Origin of the sequence: Delftia sp. JD2, from assembly GCF_001682645.1 — a bacterium.
Taxonomy (GTDB): domain Bacteria; phylum Pseudomonadota; class Gammaproteobacteria; order Burkholderiales; family Burkholderiaceae_C; genus Comamonas; species Comamonas acidovorans.
Map to the genome: position 1 here is coordinate 1 of NZ_LFJT01000045.1, position 15,604 is coordinate 15,604.

10 protein-coding genes and 1 pseudogene are annotated in these 15,604 nt (G+C 68.5%); 5 read left to right on the forward strand and 6 right to left on the reverse strand.

All coding sequences use genetic code 11. The features are described 5' to 3' along the window. Positions 1-1,429: pseudogene (locus tag ACM14_RS21315) on the reverse strand (indolepyruvate ferredoxin oxidoreductase family protein); the annotation flags it as partial. A gap of 188 nt (positions 1,430-1,617) precedes the next feature. Here ACM14_RS21315 and ACM14_RS21320 point away from each other — a divergent pair. Together ACM14_RS21320 and ACM14_RS21325 are read left to right on the forward strand one after the other, a co-directional pair. Continuing rightward, the gene (locus tag ACM14_RS21320; RefSeq protein WP_012202773.1) at positions 1,618-2,121 is read left to right on the forward strand and encodes an Lrp/AsnC family transcriptional regulator; all 504 of its coding nucleotides are present in this window, start codon (positions 1,618-1,620) and stop codon (positions 2,119-2,121) included. A gap of 161 nt (positions 2,122-2,282) precedes the next feature. Beyond that, entirely contained in the window at positions 2,283-4,043 is a 1,761-nt protein-coding gene (locus ACM14_RS21325) for an MFS transporter (RefSeq protein ID WP_063327528.1), read from the forward strand. 210 nt (positions 4,044-4,253) lie between these two features. On the opposite strand, the gene ACM14_RS21330 is transcribed toward ACM14_RS21325, so the two are convergent. Further along, entirely contained in the window at positions 4,254-5,438 is a 1,185-nt protein-coding gene (locus tag ACM14_RS21330; protein WP_065347255.1) for a murein transglycosylase A, read from the reverse strand. Between ACM14_RS21330 and ACM14_RS32115 the strand changes: the two genes are divergently transcribed. The 3 genes from ACM14_RS32115 (at position 5,437) to ACM14_RS21340 (ending at position 7,861) form a co-directional block, all read left to right on the forward strand. Next, entirely contained in the window at positions 5,437-5,607 is a 171-nt protein-coding gene (locus tag ACM14_RS32115; RefSeq protein WP_016449371.1) for a hypothetical protein, read from the forward strand. The genes ACM14_RS21330 and ACM14_RS32115 overlap by 2 nt on opposite strands. Positions 5,608-5,752: 145 nt before the next feature. Beyond that, complete coding sequence (locus ACM14_RS21335) at positions 5,753-6,481, forward strand: OmpA family protein (RefSeq protein WP_016449372.1); 729 nt, start codon at positions 5,753-5,755, stop codon at positions 6,479-6,481. Between the two features lie 105 nt (positions 6,482-6,586). Next, positions 6,587-7,861, forward strand: coding sequence for an amino acid deaminase (locus ACM14_RS21340; protein WP_065347256.1), 1,275 nt, complete (start codon positions 6,587-6,589; stop codon positions 7,859-7,861). 5 nt (positions 7,862-7,866) lie between these two features. Here ACM14_RS21340 and ACM14_RS21345 read toward each other — a convergent pair whose 3' ends face one another. Genes ACM14_RS21345 through ACM14_RS21360 form a run of 4 tightly spaced genes read right to left on the reverse strand, consistent with a single transcriptional unit; the run spans position 7,867 to position 15,566 of the window. Further along, positions 7,867-8,496 (reverse strand): response regulator transcription factor, encoded by a 630-nt coding sequence (locus ACM14_RS21345; protein WP_012202778.1) that lies wholly within the window; start codon positions 8,494-8,496, stop codon positions 7,867-7,869. A 16-nt stretch (positions 8,497-8,512) separates the two neighbouring features. Next, entirely contained in the window at positions 8,513-10,582 is a 2,070-nt protein-coding gene (locus ACM14_RS21350; RefSeq protein ID WP_170962152.1) for a nitrogen regulation protein NR(II), read from the reverse strand. A gap of 26 nt (positions 10,583-10,608) precedes the next feature. Further along, positions 10,609-11,424: a carbon-nitrogen hydrolase family protein gene (locus ACM14_RS21355; protein WP_065347257.1), complete on the reverse strand. Its 816-nt coding sequence runs from the start codon at positions 11,422-11,424 to the stop codon at positions 10,609-10,611. Beyond that, positions 11,421-15,566: a YhdP family protein gene (locus tag ACM14_RS21360; RefSeq protein WP_065347258.1), complete on the reverse strand. Its 4,146-nt coding sequence runs from the start codon at positions 15,564-15,566 to the stop codon at positions 11,421-11,423. The genes ACM14_RS21355 and ACM14_RS21360 overlap by 4 nt, the downstream gene beginning before the upstream one ends. Positions 15,567-15,604: the final 38 nt, after the last annotated feature.

A 15,604-nucleotide genomic window follows, 5' to 3' on the forward strand; every position in this document is an offset into this window, starting at 1 on the left:
CGCGGCTGCCCTCGGGCACGCGGGTGCTGGTGTTGTGCGGGCAGCCGCTGCAAAACCATGGCACGCGGTCGCCCGTGGGCTGGCTCTGGGCCACCTTGAGCGCGGCCTCGCGGGCGTCCAGCACGGCAATGCGCTCGTGCATGCGCTGGGCGATGTGTTCGGGCACGCCGATCTTGGTCAGGCGCTGGACGATGGCGCGCGCGATGAGGGCCGGCGTCAGGTCCGCATTGGGGCGCAGCAGCCAGTCCTGGCTGGGATTGGGCACCGACCATTCGCCGCCGTGCTCATCGCTGAACTTGCCGACCACGTTGGGCCGCACGTCGGAGCGCCAGTTGTAGAGCTCTTCCTTGATCTGGTATTCGATGACCTGGCGCTTTTCCTCCACCACCAGGATTTCCTGCAGGCCGCGCGCGAAGTCGCGCGTGATGGTGGCCTCCAGCGGCCAGACCACGTTGACCTTGTGCACGCGTATGCCCAGCTGGCGGCAGGTGTCGTCGTCCAGGCCCAGGTCGGCCAGGGCCTGGCGCATGTCGTTGTAGGCCTTTCCGCTGGCGATCAGGCCGAAGCGGTCGTTGGGACCGTCGATCACGTTGTGGTTGAGCCGGTTGGCGCGCACATAGGCCAGGGCGGCATACCACTTGTAATTCATCAGCCGCTGTTCCTGCTCCAGCGGCGCATCGGGCCAGCGGATGTGCAGGCCGCCGGGCGGCATCTGGAAGTCCTCGGGCAGGATGATGTTCACGCGGTCCGGCTCCACCGACACGCTGGCCGAGGACTCCACCACCTCCTGGATGGTCTTCATGCCCGACCACAGGCCGGAGAAGCGGCTCATGGCAAAGGCGTGCAGCCCCATGTCCAGGATGTCCTGCACATTGCTGGGAAAGAACACCGGCGTGCCGCAGGCCTTGAAGATGTGGTCGCTCTGGTGGGCGGCCGTGCTGCTCTTGCTGATGTGGTCGTCGCCGGCCAGCGCGATCACGCCGCCGTGCCTGGCCGTGCCCGCCATGTTGGCGTGCTTGAACACGTCGGAGCAGCGGTCCACGCCCGGGCCCTTGCCGTACCACAGGCCGAAGACGCCGTCGAACTTCTTGGTCTCGGGATAGAGATCCAGCTGCTGCGTGCCCCAGACGGCCGTGGCGCCCAGCTCTTCATTGACGCCGGGCTGGAAGACGATGTTGTTGGATTCGAGGTGCTTTTTCGCGGCCCATAGCGCCTGGTCATAGCCGCCCAGCGGGGAGCCCCGGTAGCCGCTGATGAAGCCTGCGGTGTTCAGGCCCGCTGCAGCGTCGCGCTGGCGCTGCAGCATGGGCAGGCGCACAAGGGCCTGTACTCCGCTCATGAATGCACGGCCGTGCTGCAGAGCGTATTTGTCGTCGAGAGTGACCGTCTCCAGGGCGCGGCGCACGTCTTCGGGCAGTGGGGCATTCATGGCTTGTCTCCATCGATGGTCGGCGCCCTGTCATGTCCTGCCCGGAACGGGAAAGAGGCATGCACGGCACTCGTTGTCTGAACCAAATCGCCTTTTTTCAGTGTATTCGTGCTCGTCTGATAGGTCTTTGCTTTCTTTGCGCTGTTTCAAGTATCCTGAGCAAGGATCTTTCTTGAAAACGGTGTTTTGTGCAAACTTTGGACAAATTCGACATTGCCATCCTCGGCCACCTTCAGGCCGACGCACGCTTGACCAATGCCGAGCTGGCCCAGCGCGTGGGCCTGTCGGCCGCGCCCTGCTGGCGCCGTGTGCGGGCGCTGGAGGAGGCGGGTTTCATCCGCGGCTACCACGCCGACATCGACCGCCACAAGATCGGCCTGGGCGTGCTGGCCTTCGTGCGGCTCGATGCCGTGCGCACGGCCGGCACGCTGACGCTGGAGATGGAGGACGCCATCCGCAAGCTGCCCGAGGTCGTGACCTGCCACTACATCAGCGGAACCGGCACCTTCGAGCTGCAGGTGGTGGCGCGCGACCTGGACAGCTTTGCGCAGTTCGCGCGCAACACGCTGCTGAACCTGCCCAATGTGAAGGACATGCAGACCAGTTTCTCGCTGGGCGAGATCAAGTCCAGCCATGCACTGCCCCTGTCCCAGCTGGGGCCCATGGCGGGCAAGGGCCTGCCGGACCAGTAGCCGCAGGCCGGCGGACTGGCCTGTGAAGGTCGCGCCGAAGCGACAGTGTGCTCCTGCAAAAGTAGCGCAAAACGCCTGCCGCGCAAGGCGGTGATCGTGGTTCTTAGTGCAACAACCATTTCTGGCGCCACCCCCGCGTTTGGGCCGAGAATCAGGGGCACATGGCCGCAGAACAAACAACACCAGTCCCCGCCCAGCCGCCTGCCTCTGAATCCGAGCCTTCCACCCCGCCCCCGGCCGAGCCTTCGGGCATGGGGGCGCCGGGCACCCTGATCGAAGACCCGTCAGGCATGACGGCCGCCGACAAGGCGGCTGCCGAGGCCGAAGGCCAGAAGGCGGCCCAGGCCCAGCAGGGCGTCTGGGCGCCGCTGTCCGGCCCCACCTTCCGCATGCTCTGGCTGATCTGGATGGCGGCCAACACCTGCATGTGGATGAACGATGTGGCGGCGGCCTGGCTCATGACCTCGCTGACCACCTCGCCCGTGCTCGTGGCCCTGGTGCAATCGGCCTCCACGCTGCCCGTCTTCCTGCTGGGCCTGCCCAGCGGCGCGCTGGCCGACATCCTGGACCGGCGCCGCTACTTCATCGTCACCCAGTTCTGGGTGGCGGCCGTGGCCCTGGTGCTGTGCCTGTTCGTGCTGTCGGGCCAGATGACGGCGCACTGGCTGCTGGTGCTGACCTTTGCCAACGGCATCGGCCTGGCCATGCGCTGGCCCGTGTTCTCGGCGCTGATCCCCGAACTCGTACCCAAGCACCACCTGCCCTCTGCCATGGCGCTCAATGCCGTGGCCATGAACGCCTCGCGCATCATCGGCCCCCTGGTGGCAGGCGCCATCATCGCCAGCCTGGGCAGCGCCTGGGTGTTCGTGCTGAACGCCGTGCTGTCCATCCTCTCGGGCATCGTGCTGATCCGCTGGAAGCGCCGCCACGTGGCCAACCCGCTGGGCCGCGAGCGCCTGCCCTCGGCCATGCGCGTGGGCCTGCAGTTCGTGCGCGAGTCGCCCCGCATGCATGCGGTGCTGGCGCGCACGGTGTGTTTCTTCCTGCAGTGCACGGCCGTGATGGCCTTGCTGCCCCTGGTGGCCCAGCGCCTGCACGGCCCCACCGAGGGCGGGGGCGGCGCCGAGACCTTCACGCTGCTGCTGGCCTCCATGGGTGCGGGCGCCATCGTGGGCGCCATGTTCCTGCCGCGCCTGCGCCAGGCCATGTCCAAGGAAAGTCTGATCCGGTCGGGCTCCGCCGTGCATGCGCTGGCCACGCTGGCCGTGGCCCTGTCGCCCAATGTCTACATGGCCGTGCCGGCCATGATGCTGGCCGGCATGGCGCTGATCTCCACCGCCAACGTGCTGGGCGTCTCGGCCCAGATGGCCTTGCCCAACTGGGTGCGGGCGCGCGGCATGTCCATCTACCAGATGTCCATCATGGGCGGTACGGCGACAGGCGCCGCGCTCTGGGGACAGGTGGCCAGCATGGTGGGCGTGCGGGGCAGCCTCATGGTGGCCGCCGCCAGCGGCGTGGTCTGCATGCTGCTGGTCCAGCGCCTGGTGCGCGACCGCCAGATCGAGGAGGATTTGAGTCCCTCCAAGGCCTTCCAGCGCCCTGAGGTCAACATCCCCGAAGCCGGCCGCGTGGTCGTCACCATCGAGTACCAGATCGACCCCACCCAGGCCGAGGCCTTCCGCGCCCTCATGCAGGAAAGCCGCCGCAGCCGCATGCGCCAGGGCGCGCTGGGCTGGAGCCTGCTGCACAGCATGAGCCACCCCGAGCGCTACGTGGAGCAGATCATCGACGAGTCCTGGACCGAGCACCTGCGCCGCTTCGACCGCGTCACTGCCGCCGACGTGGCCCTGCGCGACCGCAAGCTGGCCTATCACAAGGGCAAGGAACCGCCGCGCGTCACGAGGTATTTTGATACCCCCTGAGGCGCTGCGCGCCTTCCCCCTGAGGGGGACGGCGCCCTCGCCGCGAGGCGGCTCTTGCTCGGCGCCCCTGGCGTTGGGCTGCGCCAGAGCGAAGGACAGTGGATAGAGGTGTGTCTGCGCTGGTCTTGTGCCATGCGGGGCGAGCCTTGGCGTAAAGGATAAAACCGGCGCACCCCAAAGCGGGAGGAAGCGGCGTAGCCGCTCAGGGGGTCACCTCAAGTGCGGTGCCTGGCTCGCCAGGGCGCGCGGCCAGAAGGCCCACAGGCGCAGGTTCTGCTTGATGCGGCCGGCCAGGTCGCCGGCTTCCGGGCCCCAGCCCATGAAGTAGTCGGCGCGCACGGCGCCGACGATGGCGCTGCCCGTGTCCTGCGCAAAGACCAGGCGGTTCAGGGCCACGGTGGGCCCGGATGTGGACAGCCAGACCGGCGTGCCGTAGGGAATGCTCTGCTTGTCCACGGCGATGGAGCGGCCTGGCGTCAGGGCCACGCCCTGGGCGCCCTTGGGGCCGAATTGCAGGTCCAGGCCTTCCAGGGGCTCCTCGCGGAAGAAGACATAGCGCGGGTTGCTCCACAGCATTTCATTGACGCGGCCGGGGTTGGCGGCCACCCAGGCGCTGATGCCGGGCCAGGTGGCGTCGCGCACCAGTCCCTGGTCCAGCAGCCAGCGGCCCACGCTCTTGTAGGGCTGGTCATTGGTGCCCGCAAAGGCGACGCGGATCGTGCGTTGCGCGCCTGTGGGCTCGGTGATGTTCAGGCGCCCCGATCCCTGGATGTGCAGCACCATCGCATCGACGGGGTCGCGCATCCAGGCGATGGCGCGGCCGGCCAGGGCCGCCTGGGCCTCGGGCATCGTCTCGATCTGCTGGCGCGAGAACCAGGGCTTGCGGCTGCCGAAGCCGGCGCCGGCCGGCGTCTTGTACAGCGGCACGTTGAAGCCGTCGCCCGGCAGGCGCCGTGCCTCGAACAGCGGCTCGTAGTAGGCGGTCAGCATGCCGTCCGGGCCACCGCCCAGCGCTTCGATGCGGTAGGGCTGCAGATTGGCCATGAGCCAGGCGCGCTGCTCGTCGCCCGTGGCAATGCTCAACTGGCGCACGTCCCGGCACAGGCCCGCGAAGACCGAACTGGGCCGTTCGCAGTTCTTGAGCCAGGCATTCCAGGCTTCGTGCAGCGCGTCTTCCTGCAGGCCGGGCAATTCGCTCCAGTCGGCTGCGATCCAGCGGCTCTTGGTGGGGGTGCTCGTGACCAGCGGGGGCCTGGGTGTCACGGTGACCGGGCCTCCCGGCTGCAGGTCGGGCACGGGCGAAGGGTCATAGACCGGCTTGGTGGTGGTCGTGCAGGCGACCAGCGTCCCTACAATCAGCGCCATCGCGGCATGGCGCAGGAGGTGGAAATTCATGGGGTTGATTTTGCTCGAAGCACTGCTGGCCTTGGTGATTCTGGTCGCTATTGTGTGGTGGACCATGTTCTCCGGGCGCCGCAAGGGCGAGTTGCCCGTGGACACGCCACGGGATTCGCATCCGTCTCCAGACAAACCCTCTCCCGGGCAGGATCGCAGCGGCCCGTGACGGCCGTGGAGGCAGCCTCGCGGAGCGGGCGCCGTCCTACGGGTATGCCCTGCCCGCACTGATAGGCTGTGCTCAGCCTGCTTTCCACAATGGGGACCCTGGCGCTACCGCACGGCGCGTCCCCAAGATTCAAAAGGAGTTTCCCATGCGCAAGCACATCGTTCTGGCCGCCGCAACGGCTGCCGCACTGTTCATCTCCGGCTGCGCGAACATGAGCGACACCCAGCGCCGAACGGCCACGGGCGCTGGCGTGGGCGCTGCAGCCGGCGCCGTGCTGGGCGCGGTCACCGGCGGCAGAGCCGGCACGGGCGCCGTGATCGGTGCCGGCGTGGGTGCACTGGGCACCTACATCTGGTCGCAGAACATGGAAAAGCAAAAGCGCGAGATGGAGCAGGCCACCCAGGGCACGGGCGTGAACGTGAGCCAGACGGCCGACAACCAGCTCAAGCTGGACATTCCCAGCGACATCTCGTTCGATACCAACCGTTCCGACATCAAGGGCAACTTCGCCCCCATCCTGGACCGCTTCGCCGAAGGCCTGCGCAACAACCCCAATGCCGAGGTGCGCATCATCGGCCACACCGACAGCACGGGCTCGGACGCCATCAACAACCCGCTGTCGCTGGACCGCGCCAACAGCACGCGCAACTACCTGACGATGCGCGGCGTCTCGGGCGCTCGCATCGCCACCGAAGGCCGTGGCTCGCACCAGCCCGTGGCTTCCAACGACTCGGCCAGCGGCCGCGCCATGAACCGCCGCGTGGAAATCTTCGTGGGCGAGATCCCGCAGCAACATCAGCAGCAGCCCCAGTATCAACAGCAGCCGCAATACCAGCAGCCGCAATACCAGCCCCAGTACCAGCAGCCCCGCTGATCCCGGCTCTGGCTCGGATGCAACGCCCCGCAACGCGGGGCGTTTTTGCGTGGGTGGCCACCTGCCTTGCCCTATGCTGGCACCCATCCATCAATGGGGAGTCGTATGAGTGAAGCAAGCACAGCAGGCATGGCCGACGTGGTCAGCCCGCTCGACAAGGGCCTGGGTGCACTGTCGGCGCCCAGCGCGCCGCAGGACGCCGCAGCGCAGGGCTGGAACCTGCTGCGCGAGGATCTGGGCCTGCCGGCCGCCGTGCTCTCGCAGTCGCGCCTGGCGCACAACCTGGCCTGGATGCAGCGCTTTGTGGACGCCTACGGCGCCAAGCTCGCGCCCCACGGCAAGACGACCATGGCGCCCCGCCTGTTCCGCCAGCAGATTGATGCGGGCGCCTGGGGCATCACCTTGGCAACCGCCCAGCAGACACGCGTGGCCCATGCCCACGGCGTGCGCCGCGTGCTCATGGCCAACCAACTGATCGGACGGCGCAATATGGCCACCGTGGCCGAGCTGCTGGCTGATCCCGGTTTCGAGTTCTTCTGCCTGGTGGACTGCGCCGAGCAGGTCGAGCAACTGGCGGCCTTCTTTGGCGCGGCGGGCCAGTCCGTGCAGGTCCTGATCGAGCTGGGCCCGCCCGGCGGGCGCACGGGTGTGCGCTCCGATGCGCAGATGCAGCCGCTGCTGGACGCGCTGGCAAGGGCTGGCGCGGCCGTGCAACTGGCCGGCATCGAGGTCTACGAAGGCGTGCTCAAGGAAGAGGATGCCATCCGCACCCTGCTGCGGCGCGCCGTTCACTGGCTTGAGCGGCTCGCAAGCGACGGACGATTGCAGCGCAGCCCAGCCGTGCTCACGGGGGCCGGCTCGGCCTGGTACGACGTGGTGGCCCAGGAATTCGGCAAGGCCGATATAGGGGGAGCGCTGGATCTGGTGCTGCGCCCCGGCTGCTATCTCACGCATGACGCGGGCATCTACCAGGCAGCGCAGCAGCGCATCGACCAGACCAATCCCGTGGCGCAGCAGATGCGTGCCAGCCTGCTGCCTGCGCTGCAGGTCTGGGCCTATGTGCAGTCACTGCCCGAGCCTGGCCGCGCCATCGTGGCGCTGGGCAAGCGCGATACCGCCTTCGAGGCCGTGCCGCCCCGGCCCGCGCTGCGCTACCGCCCCGGTGATGCCGCGCCGGTGGCCGCACCGCCCCATTGGGAGGTCACGGCCATGATGGACCAGCATGCTTTCCTGAAGGTGGCCGAGGACGATGGCCTGCGCGTCGGCGACATGCTGGCCTTCGATATCTCCCACCCCTGCCTGACCTTCGACAAATGGCGGCAGATGGCCGTCGTCAACGATGGCTACGACGTGGTCGACGTGATCGCCACGTATTTCTGAAGACGTCAGCCGTGCGTGCGCAGCAGGTTGGCCAGTTCCACGGCCGACTTGACCTGCATCTTGTCGAAGACGCGCGCGCGGTGGACTTCGACGGTGCGCACGCTGATGTCCAGCTGGTCGGCGATGAGCTTGTTGGGAATGCCCTCCACCACCAGCCGCATCACGTCGCGCTCGCGCTCCGTCAGTTCGTTGAAGCGCGCACGCACGGCCTCGCGAGCGCGGGTCTCGGCCTGGTGCTGGGCTGACAGTTCCAGCGCCTGCTCGATGCGGTCCACGAGCGCGTTGTCCGAAAAGGGCTTCTCGCAGAAATCGAAGGCGCCGCGCTTGACCGTGTCCACGGCCGTGGGCACGTCGGCATGGCCGGTCAGGAAGATCACGGGCATGCCCGCGATCTGGTTGCGCTCCAGCATGAGGTTGAACAGCGCCAGCCCGCTCATGCCGCCCATGCGCATGTCCAGCAGCAGGCAGCAGGGATTGCGTGGCGGCGGGCGCGACTGCAGCATGGCGTCGAAGGCCTCTGCGCTGTCATAGCATTCGCTGAGCAGGCGGCGCGAGCGCAGCAGCCAGGCCAGCGCTTCGCGTACATCGGTGTCGTCATCGACGATGTAGACGGTGGCGTCGGGTACAGGTTCCATGGGCCTATTGTTCCATCTATGGTTCCACCTGTGCCGGGTTGTGGGTCGGCAGCGTGAAGGCGAAGACGGTTCCGCGCGGGCTGTGCGGGCTGTGCTGCAGGTGGCCGCCATGCTGTTCGACCACGGTGCGGCACAGGCTCAGGCCCAGGCCCATGCCCTCGTTGCGCGTGGTAAAGAAGGGCGTGAACAACTGCTCCGCCACATGCTTGGGGATGCCGCTGCCGCAGTCGATGACGGCGAATTCCACCCAGCTGCGGCGCGTGCTGGCGGCCGCGCGCCGCACGCGCAACTGCAGTTCGCGGTCCACGGTCTCGGGCGAGTCCATGGCCTGCATGCCGTTGCGCGCCAGGTTGAGCAGCACCTGCTCGATCATGGTCGGATCGCAGAGCACGGGCGACAGGCCGGGCTCGATATCGGTGGTCACGCGCACGCCCAGGTTGCGCGCCTGCAGGCTGACCAGCGGCAGCACGGCGTCTATGAGTTCGGCGGCACCTATGACTTCGCGTGATTGGTCGCGCCGCCGCACGAAGTCGCGCACGCTCTTGATCACGCGGCCTGCACGGTCGGCCTGGAAGCTGATGCGCTCCATGGCCATGCGCAAGTCCTGCAACTGCTGGCGCAGATGGGCTTCGTTGCCGGCGCTGCCTGCCGCACCGTCGTCGCTGCCCAGCATGTTCAGCGATCCCGTGGCGTAGCTGGAGATGGCCACCAGCGGCTGGGTGAGTTCATGGCTGAGCAGCGACGCCATTTCGCCCACGGTGGCCAGGCGGGCCGTGGCCTGCAGGCGCTCCTGCGAGGCGCGCGAGATCTCTTCCATGCGCTTTTGCTCGCTGATGTCGATGAAGGCGCTCATCCAGCCCGTGTGCTGGCCCTGGGCGTTGATCAGCGGCGCCTCGAAGATCAGCACCGGAATGCGTGTGCCGTCCTTGCGCATGAAGATGCTTTCGTGGCCCTCGCGCGGCGGCGGTGCGTTGCCGGACAGGCGGTTGTCGCGCCGGCGCGCGTAGATTTCGGCGCGCTCAGGCGGCCAGTAGGGCGCGATGCTCAGGCCCAGCAGCTCCTCGGCCGTGAAGCCCACCATGTTGCAGAAGGCCGGATTCACATAGCTGATGCGGCCCTGCAGGTCGCGCGCGCGTAGGCCCGTGACCAGCGAGTCCTCCATGGCCTTGCGAAAGGCCAGCGCATCGCCCAGGTCGCGCTCGGCACGCAGGCGGCGGCGGTTGTCGCGCACCAGCACGGCGACCACGGAGACCAGGGCGATGGACATCAGCGTCACCAGGGCCGTGAGCACGTTGGGGAACACGCTGGGCGCGCGGTGCCAGCTGTCCATGCGCAGCACCAGGGTGCTGCCGGGCAGATCCAGCAGCTGCTGCGCCGTGAACATGCGCGTGCCGCGCCAGGAGGCGCCCAGCAGGGCCAAGCGCGTGCCGTCGGGCTCGGTGAAGGACACTTCCTGGGTGCGCGGCAGGTTCTTGCTGACCTGGGTGATCAGCAGGCTTTGCAGGCTGTAGGTGCCGATGACGAAGCCGATGATGTGGCCGCTTTGCGTCAGCGGCAGGCAGACCTCCATCATCTCCGTGCCCAGGCCCTCGGCCAGCAGCTGGAAGTAGCTGGGCGAGTAGGCGGGGCCGTTGAGGCGGCGCGCGTGGGTGCAGGTCAGCACGGCCTCGGGGTGGGTGTTGTTCGTGCGCAGCTGGTCTTCCCACTGCACGTTGCGATAGGGGGTCTCGGCATGGGAGCGGATCTGCAGGCCCGCGTCGCGCCACTCGATGCGCATCAGCTCGCGGCGCACCTGCAGCAGCTCGGCAGCGCGGGTCTTCCATTCGGCGGGCTCGTTGTCGGGCGCGTTCAGCGCCTGCAGGTCCTGCAGGTTGCGGTTGAGCGCGGCGCGTATGTCGGCCACGGCATTGGCCGTGTCGCGCTCCAGCTTGTCCTGGACCTGGGAGGCCTCATAGCGCCCGGCCAGCCAGACCATGGTGACGAGCATGCTCAGGACCAGGGCGACCAGCAGGCTCCACAGCGACCAGCGGCGCCAGGCCGTGCGCCAGCGGCGCCAGGGCCAGCGGCCTTCGGGCATGGGCGACATCGGCGACATGGGCGGGTGCGTTGGATTCACAGGACGCGGTGCTCCAGGGCCGGCAGCTGGCGGCGCACATGCGCCAGGCGCTCGCGCTTGATCTCGCCCAGCACCACGCCGGCGCCCTCGGCCTGCTGCGCCAGCACCATGCCCCAGGGATCGGCCAGCAGGCTGTGGCCCCAGGTACGGCGGCCGTTTTCATGGTGGCCGCCCTGGGCGGGCGCCAGCAGGTAGGCCTGGTTTTCTATGGCGCGGGCGCGCAGCAGCACTTCCCAGTGCGCCAGACCCGTGATGTGGGTGAAGGCGGCGGGCACCAGCAGCAGGTCGGCGCCCTGCTCGGCAAGGCGGCGGTACAGCTCGGGAAAACGCAGGTCGTAGCACACGCTCAGACCCAGGCGCCAGGTCTCGCCCTCGCGCGCGGTGATGTCGCAGGTCACGGGCGTGTGGCCCGCCTGGACCACGGCGGCTTCCGTGTAGCGCTCGCGTCCGTTGTCGTAGTGGAACAGGTGGATCTTGTCGTAGCGCGCCACGCATTCGCCCTCGGGCGAGAACACCAGGGAGCTGTTGAGCACGTGGGCGTCGTCATCGGCCACCAGGGGCAGGGTGCCGCCGACGATCCACAGCTGCAGCTCGCGCGCGGCGCGGCGCAGGAAGTCCTGGATGGGGCCTGCGCCGAAGCTCTCGCGGTAGGCCAGCTTGTCGGTGTCGCGCAGACCCATGGCGCAGAAATACTCGGGCAGGGCCGCGAGTTCGGCCCCCTGGTCGCGCGCCTGGCGCAGCAGTGCCAGCGCCTGGTCGAGGTTGGCGCGCACATCGGGTTCCGACACCATTTGCAGGGCTGCGATTTTCATGGGTTCTCTCCTGAAGAAGCGGGCTCGGTGGCGCCGGAGGGCGTGCTGGCGGGGCTGTTGGCGGCAGGATCGGAGGGTGTCGTGGCCCGGCGCCGCGGCAGGGCCGTGACCTGGGGCTCGTCCCAGCTGCCGTCGATGCGGAATTCCTTGGTGGCCGCCGCGATCAGCGGGCCGCGCAGCAGCACCTGCGCCAGGAAGCTGCCCAGGCCGACCACGGGGTTGATGGCCGTGGCCACCAGGGAGGCCGTCATGGCATTGATCTCGGGCACCACCACCACATGCAGATTCTGCGTCTCCTGGACCAGGTCGGCCGTGCCCTCCATCAGCACGGCGGCGTTGACGCCCTTCATCTGCATGTTGTTGGTGCGCGCCACGCCGTCGGTGATCTGCACGTCGCCGCGCATGAAGTCGAAGGCGAAGCCGTTGCTGAACACATCGCGGAAATCCAGCGTCAGCCGGCGGGGCAGCGCCTGCAGGCTGAGCACGCTCAGCAGCTTGGCCAGGCCCGGCTCGGCCTTGAGGAACTGGCCGGTCTGCACATCCAGGTGCATGGAGCCAGAGAGGCTGCGGAAGTCGGGCGTGATGGGCGAGCCCGTCCAGCCCGCCGAGCCCTGCAGCACGCCCTTGCCGTTGCCCACCACGCCAGGCATGTCAAAGCGCGTGAGCAGCTTGCCCACGTCGCGCAGGTCCAGCTGGAACTGCAACTGGCTGCGCCCCGGGTGCTCGGACTGGCCCTGGGGCAGGCGCCACTGGCCGCTGGCCGTCAGCGTGGCCTCGGGCGTGGCGATGTTGAAGCGTGACAACTGCCATTCGCGCGCCGCCGCATCGCCGGGAACGGGGCGGTTGCGGGCCTCCACTTCCAGGCGGCCCAGGGCGTGGCCTGACAGGTGCATGTCGTCCACCACGATCTGCAGGGCCGGCAACTGGCGCGGCCCCTCGCTGAACAGGGCATCCACGCGGTCGGATTTGGCCTCGGGCACCGTCAGGCGCGACAGCCGGGCCACCAACTGCCCTTCGGGCTGGGCATCCGTGCCTTCGCGAAAGCCCACGTAGCCGTCAAGCTCCTGGGAGGCGAGGTTGCTGTGCCACGAGCCGCCATCGCGCGAGATGCCCGCCACCACGTCGTGCAGCTGCCGTCCCTTGGCCTGCAGCTGCTTGACGCGCAGGGTCAGCCGGTCTGGGAGGTATTCGCGCGCAGGGTCCGCGGCATCGGCGGGCTCCGGCTTGGCGCCGCTGGGCTGCGGCGCCAGTGCCAGCCAGTCGTCGAGATTGAAGAGCGGCAGCTGCACGTGGGCCTGCACGCCCTGGCCCGAAGTGGAGGCCGTGCCCGCTTCCTGGCCGATGAGGATGCTGCCGTGCAGCACACGGCTGTGCTTGCCACTGATGTCGCGCTCATAGAACACCGAGCCCGTATCGCCCAGTTGCACGCTGATCTGGTCGCGCAGCGGGGCATCGGGCGAGGTGAAGCTGGCGGGTGCGAGCTGGTGGCTCACGTTCAATGGCTGGATGGACTCCGCCGCCTTGCCCAGCGGGGCGGGCAGGTTGATGCGCATGCCTTGCAGGCTGGACTGGACCTGGATTTCGGGTGTTCCGCGCCGCACCTTCAGCAGCAGGGAATAGGGCGACTGGCCTTCGGCATGGCGGGCCAGGTCGGCCACCCAGCCCAGTTCCCTGGCTTCGCGCAGCCCCTGTGCCGTGGCCGTGCCCTGCACGCGCACCTTGACGGACGATTCGGTGGCCGGCGCATTGCGCGCCAGCGCCTGCATGCCGCCATCGGCGCGCAGCTCACCGCCCAGCGCGCGCGCCTGCAGGCCGGCCAGCGAGAAGCCGGTTTCGGAGAACTTGACGGCCCCGCGCAACTGGCTCAGATGGGGCGTCTGATCATCGAGCTGCAGGGAGTTGCCCGCCAGCGTGACCTGTCCAGACACCTTGCTGCGGTCCAGATGGTCGATGGGCAATTGCAGCTGCAGGGCCAGTTGCGCGGCGCCCGTGGCCTCGCTGCCGTCCAGCACGTGCCCGGTCAGCGCCGACAGGGCCGAGGTCTTGACCACGCCCAGCATGTCGGCCAGCGGGCCCTGGCCCTTGGCGGTGACGGCCACCTCGGTGTGGCCCAGGTTGGGAATGCTGGCCTGGATGTCGCGCATCTGCAGCTGCGGGTAGCCCGCGAACTCGCCGCGTGCATTGCGCACGGCCATCGATGAACGGTCGAAGACCAGCTCACCCGACAGATCGACCAGAGCCGGCCAGGGCGCCTCGCCATGCGTGAGCAGATGGGGCGGCACATATTCATAGTGCACGTCATGCAGCTTGGCAGCGATATGGAACTCGCCCTGGCTGGGCTTTTCGGCCGGCACGTGGTCCAGGTGGCCGCGCACCTTGAAGTTCACCGTGCTTGCGCGCCCGGCGTGGATGGCCTCTCGCACGTAGTGGCGCGCATCGGCGGGGATTTCCAGCGGCAGGTAGCGGTGCACGCGCGTGCCGTCTGCGTTGCGCAACTGGCCCTGCAGGTCCAGCACGCCCGGAAAGCGCGGGTGCTTGTCGCTGCCGTCGCCGGTGTGCCATTGCGCACGGGCCTCGCCCTCGGTGTCATCGTTGGCAAAGCGCAGGCTGGGCACCTGCACGCTGATGGCCTGGCCGCGCAACTGCCAGCGCAGGCTGGCCTGCAGGCGGTGCAGCGGGATCTCGGGTTCCTCGAAGACGCCAGGAAAGGACAGTGCGGCCGGCTGCTGCCCCGTGCCCTCCATCTCCAGCTGCGCCTGTCCGCCGTCCTGGTCCAGCGAAAAGCGCGCGTTCAGGCCCTTGATGCCGGGCATGCCCGGCTTCGTGGGGCCTTCGGACGATGCCACTCCGTCGATCGACAGCTGCTGCAGCTCGCCGCTGGCCTTGTACTGCTGCACAGCCTGCAGCGGACCGCGCCAGCTTCCCTGGAACTGGCGCAGCTGGCCGGCCGGGGCCATGTCGGCCAGATGGCGCTGCAGCTGCTCGGGCAGCGGCAGGCGCTGGCCCAGCTGGGCGAGGATGGCCAGGTCAATGCCATCGGCCTGGAACTCGCCCTGCTCGCCCAGCGCCCCCTGCGTGCTGGCGCCCGCAGGGTTGTAGCGCGCGCGCAGATTGCCGGCAGGCCAGTGCAGGCCGTCACCCGTGGAGAACTCCAGGTTCTGCGCGGCGAAGCGCCAGCCATCCTGGTGCTGCACGCTCAGCCGGCCCGTCAGCGCCTGCAGTTGCAGCGGCTCCAGGTTCTCGCGCCACTGCAGTTGCAGGGCATTCACCGCCACATCGGCCATGGCACCCACGGGCTGGCCCTGGCGCAGGTCGATCCAGGCGCGCAGTGCGCCCCGGCCCTGCTGCAGGCGCAGGTCGGACGTATCCATGTACTGCCCGAGCCGGGACAGGTCGATCTGCGTGAACATCGCATGGGCCTGTCCGCTCCAGCGCTGCCAGTTGCCCTCGTGCGTGGACAGCAGCGGCTCGCGGAACAGGCCGGCGAGCATGAAGCGCTCGCCCCAGCCTTCGGGCGGCGTGGCATCCAGGCGGATTCCGTGGCTCCAGCCCTTGTTGCGCAGCACCAGGTCCACATCGCGCAAGGCCAGCGGCTGTGCCTGGCGCAGCTCGTCCTCCCACAGCAGGCTGCCGCCACGCAGGGCCAGCTCGGTCTGGGAAAACAGCCAGTCGGTGGCGGCATTGTCCCCGCCCGATGAAGGGCTGATCTCGATGCCGGCCACGAAGACACGGCCATCGGCCGCGCGGCGGACCACGAGTTCGGGGCGGTCGATATAGATCTGCTCCACGCCCAGGCGCATCAGCGAGCGGGCCGAAACGGCCACCACCACGCTGGGCAGGCGCAGGGCGTCCGCGGAGTGTTCTGGGTCTTCGACCACCACGTCGCCCAGCTCGAACCGGGGGACCAGTCCCTCGCTGCGGGCCGTGATGCTGCCTATGTGCACGGGTAGGCCCAGCGTGCGTGAGGCCAGGGATTCCAGCTGAGGACGCCATTCGCCGATTCGCGGCACAATCCAGCCATGGAGCACCCCCCACACGGAGCCCAGGACCAGCCAGAAGGCCAGGACCAGCCCCAGTGACCACCGCGCAAGGCCGGCCATCCAACGGGTCAGGCGTGTGGGGTGCGGTTTCGGTTCGATCATCGGCGGCATCAGCTATGACGGGAATTATGACCGGCCCC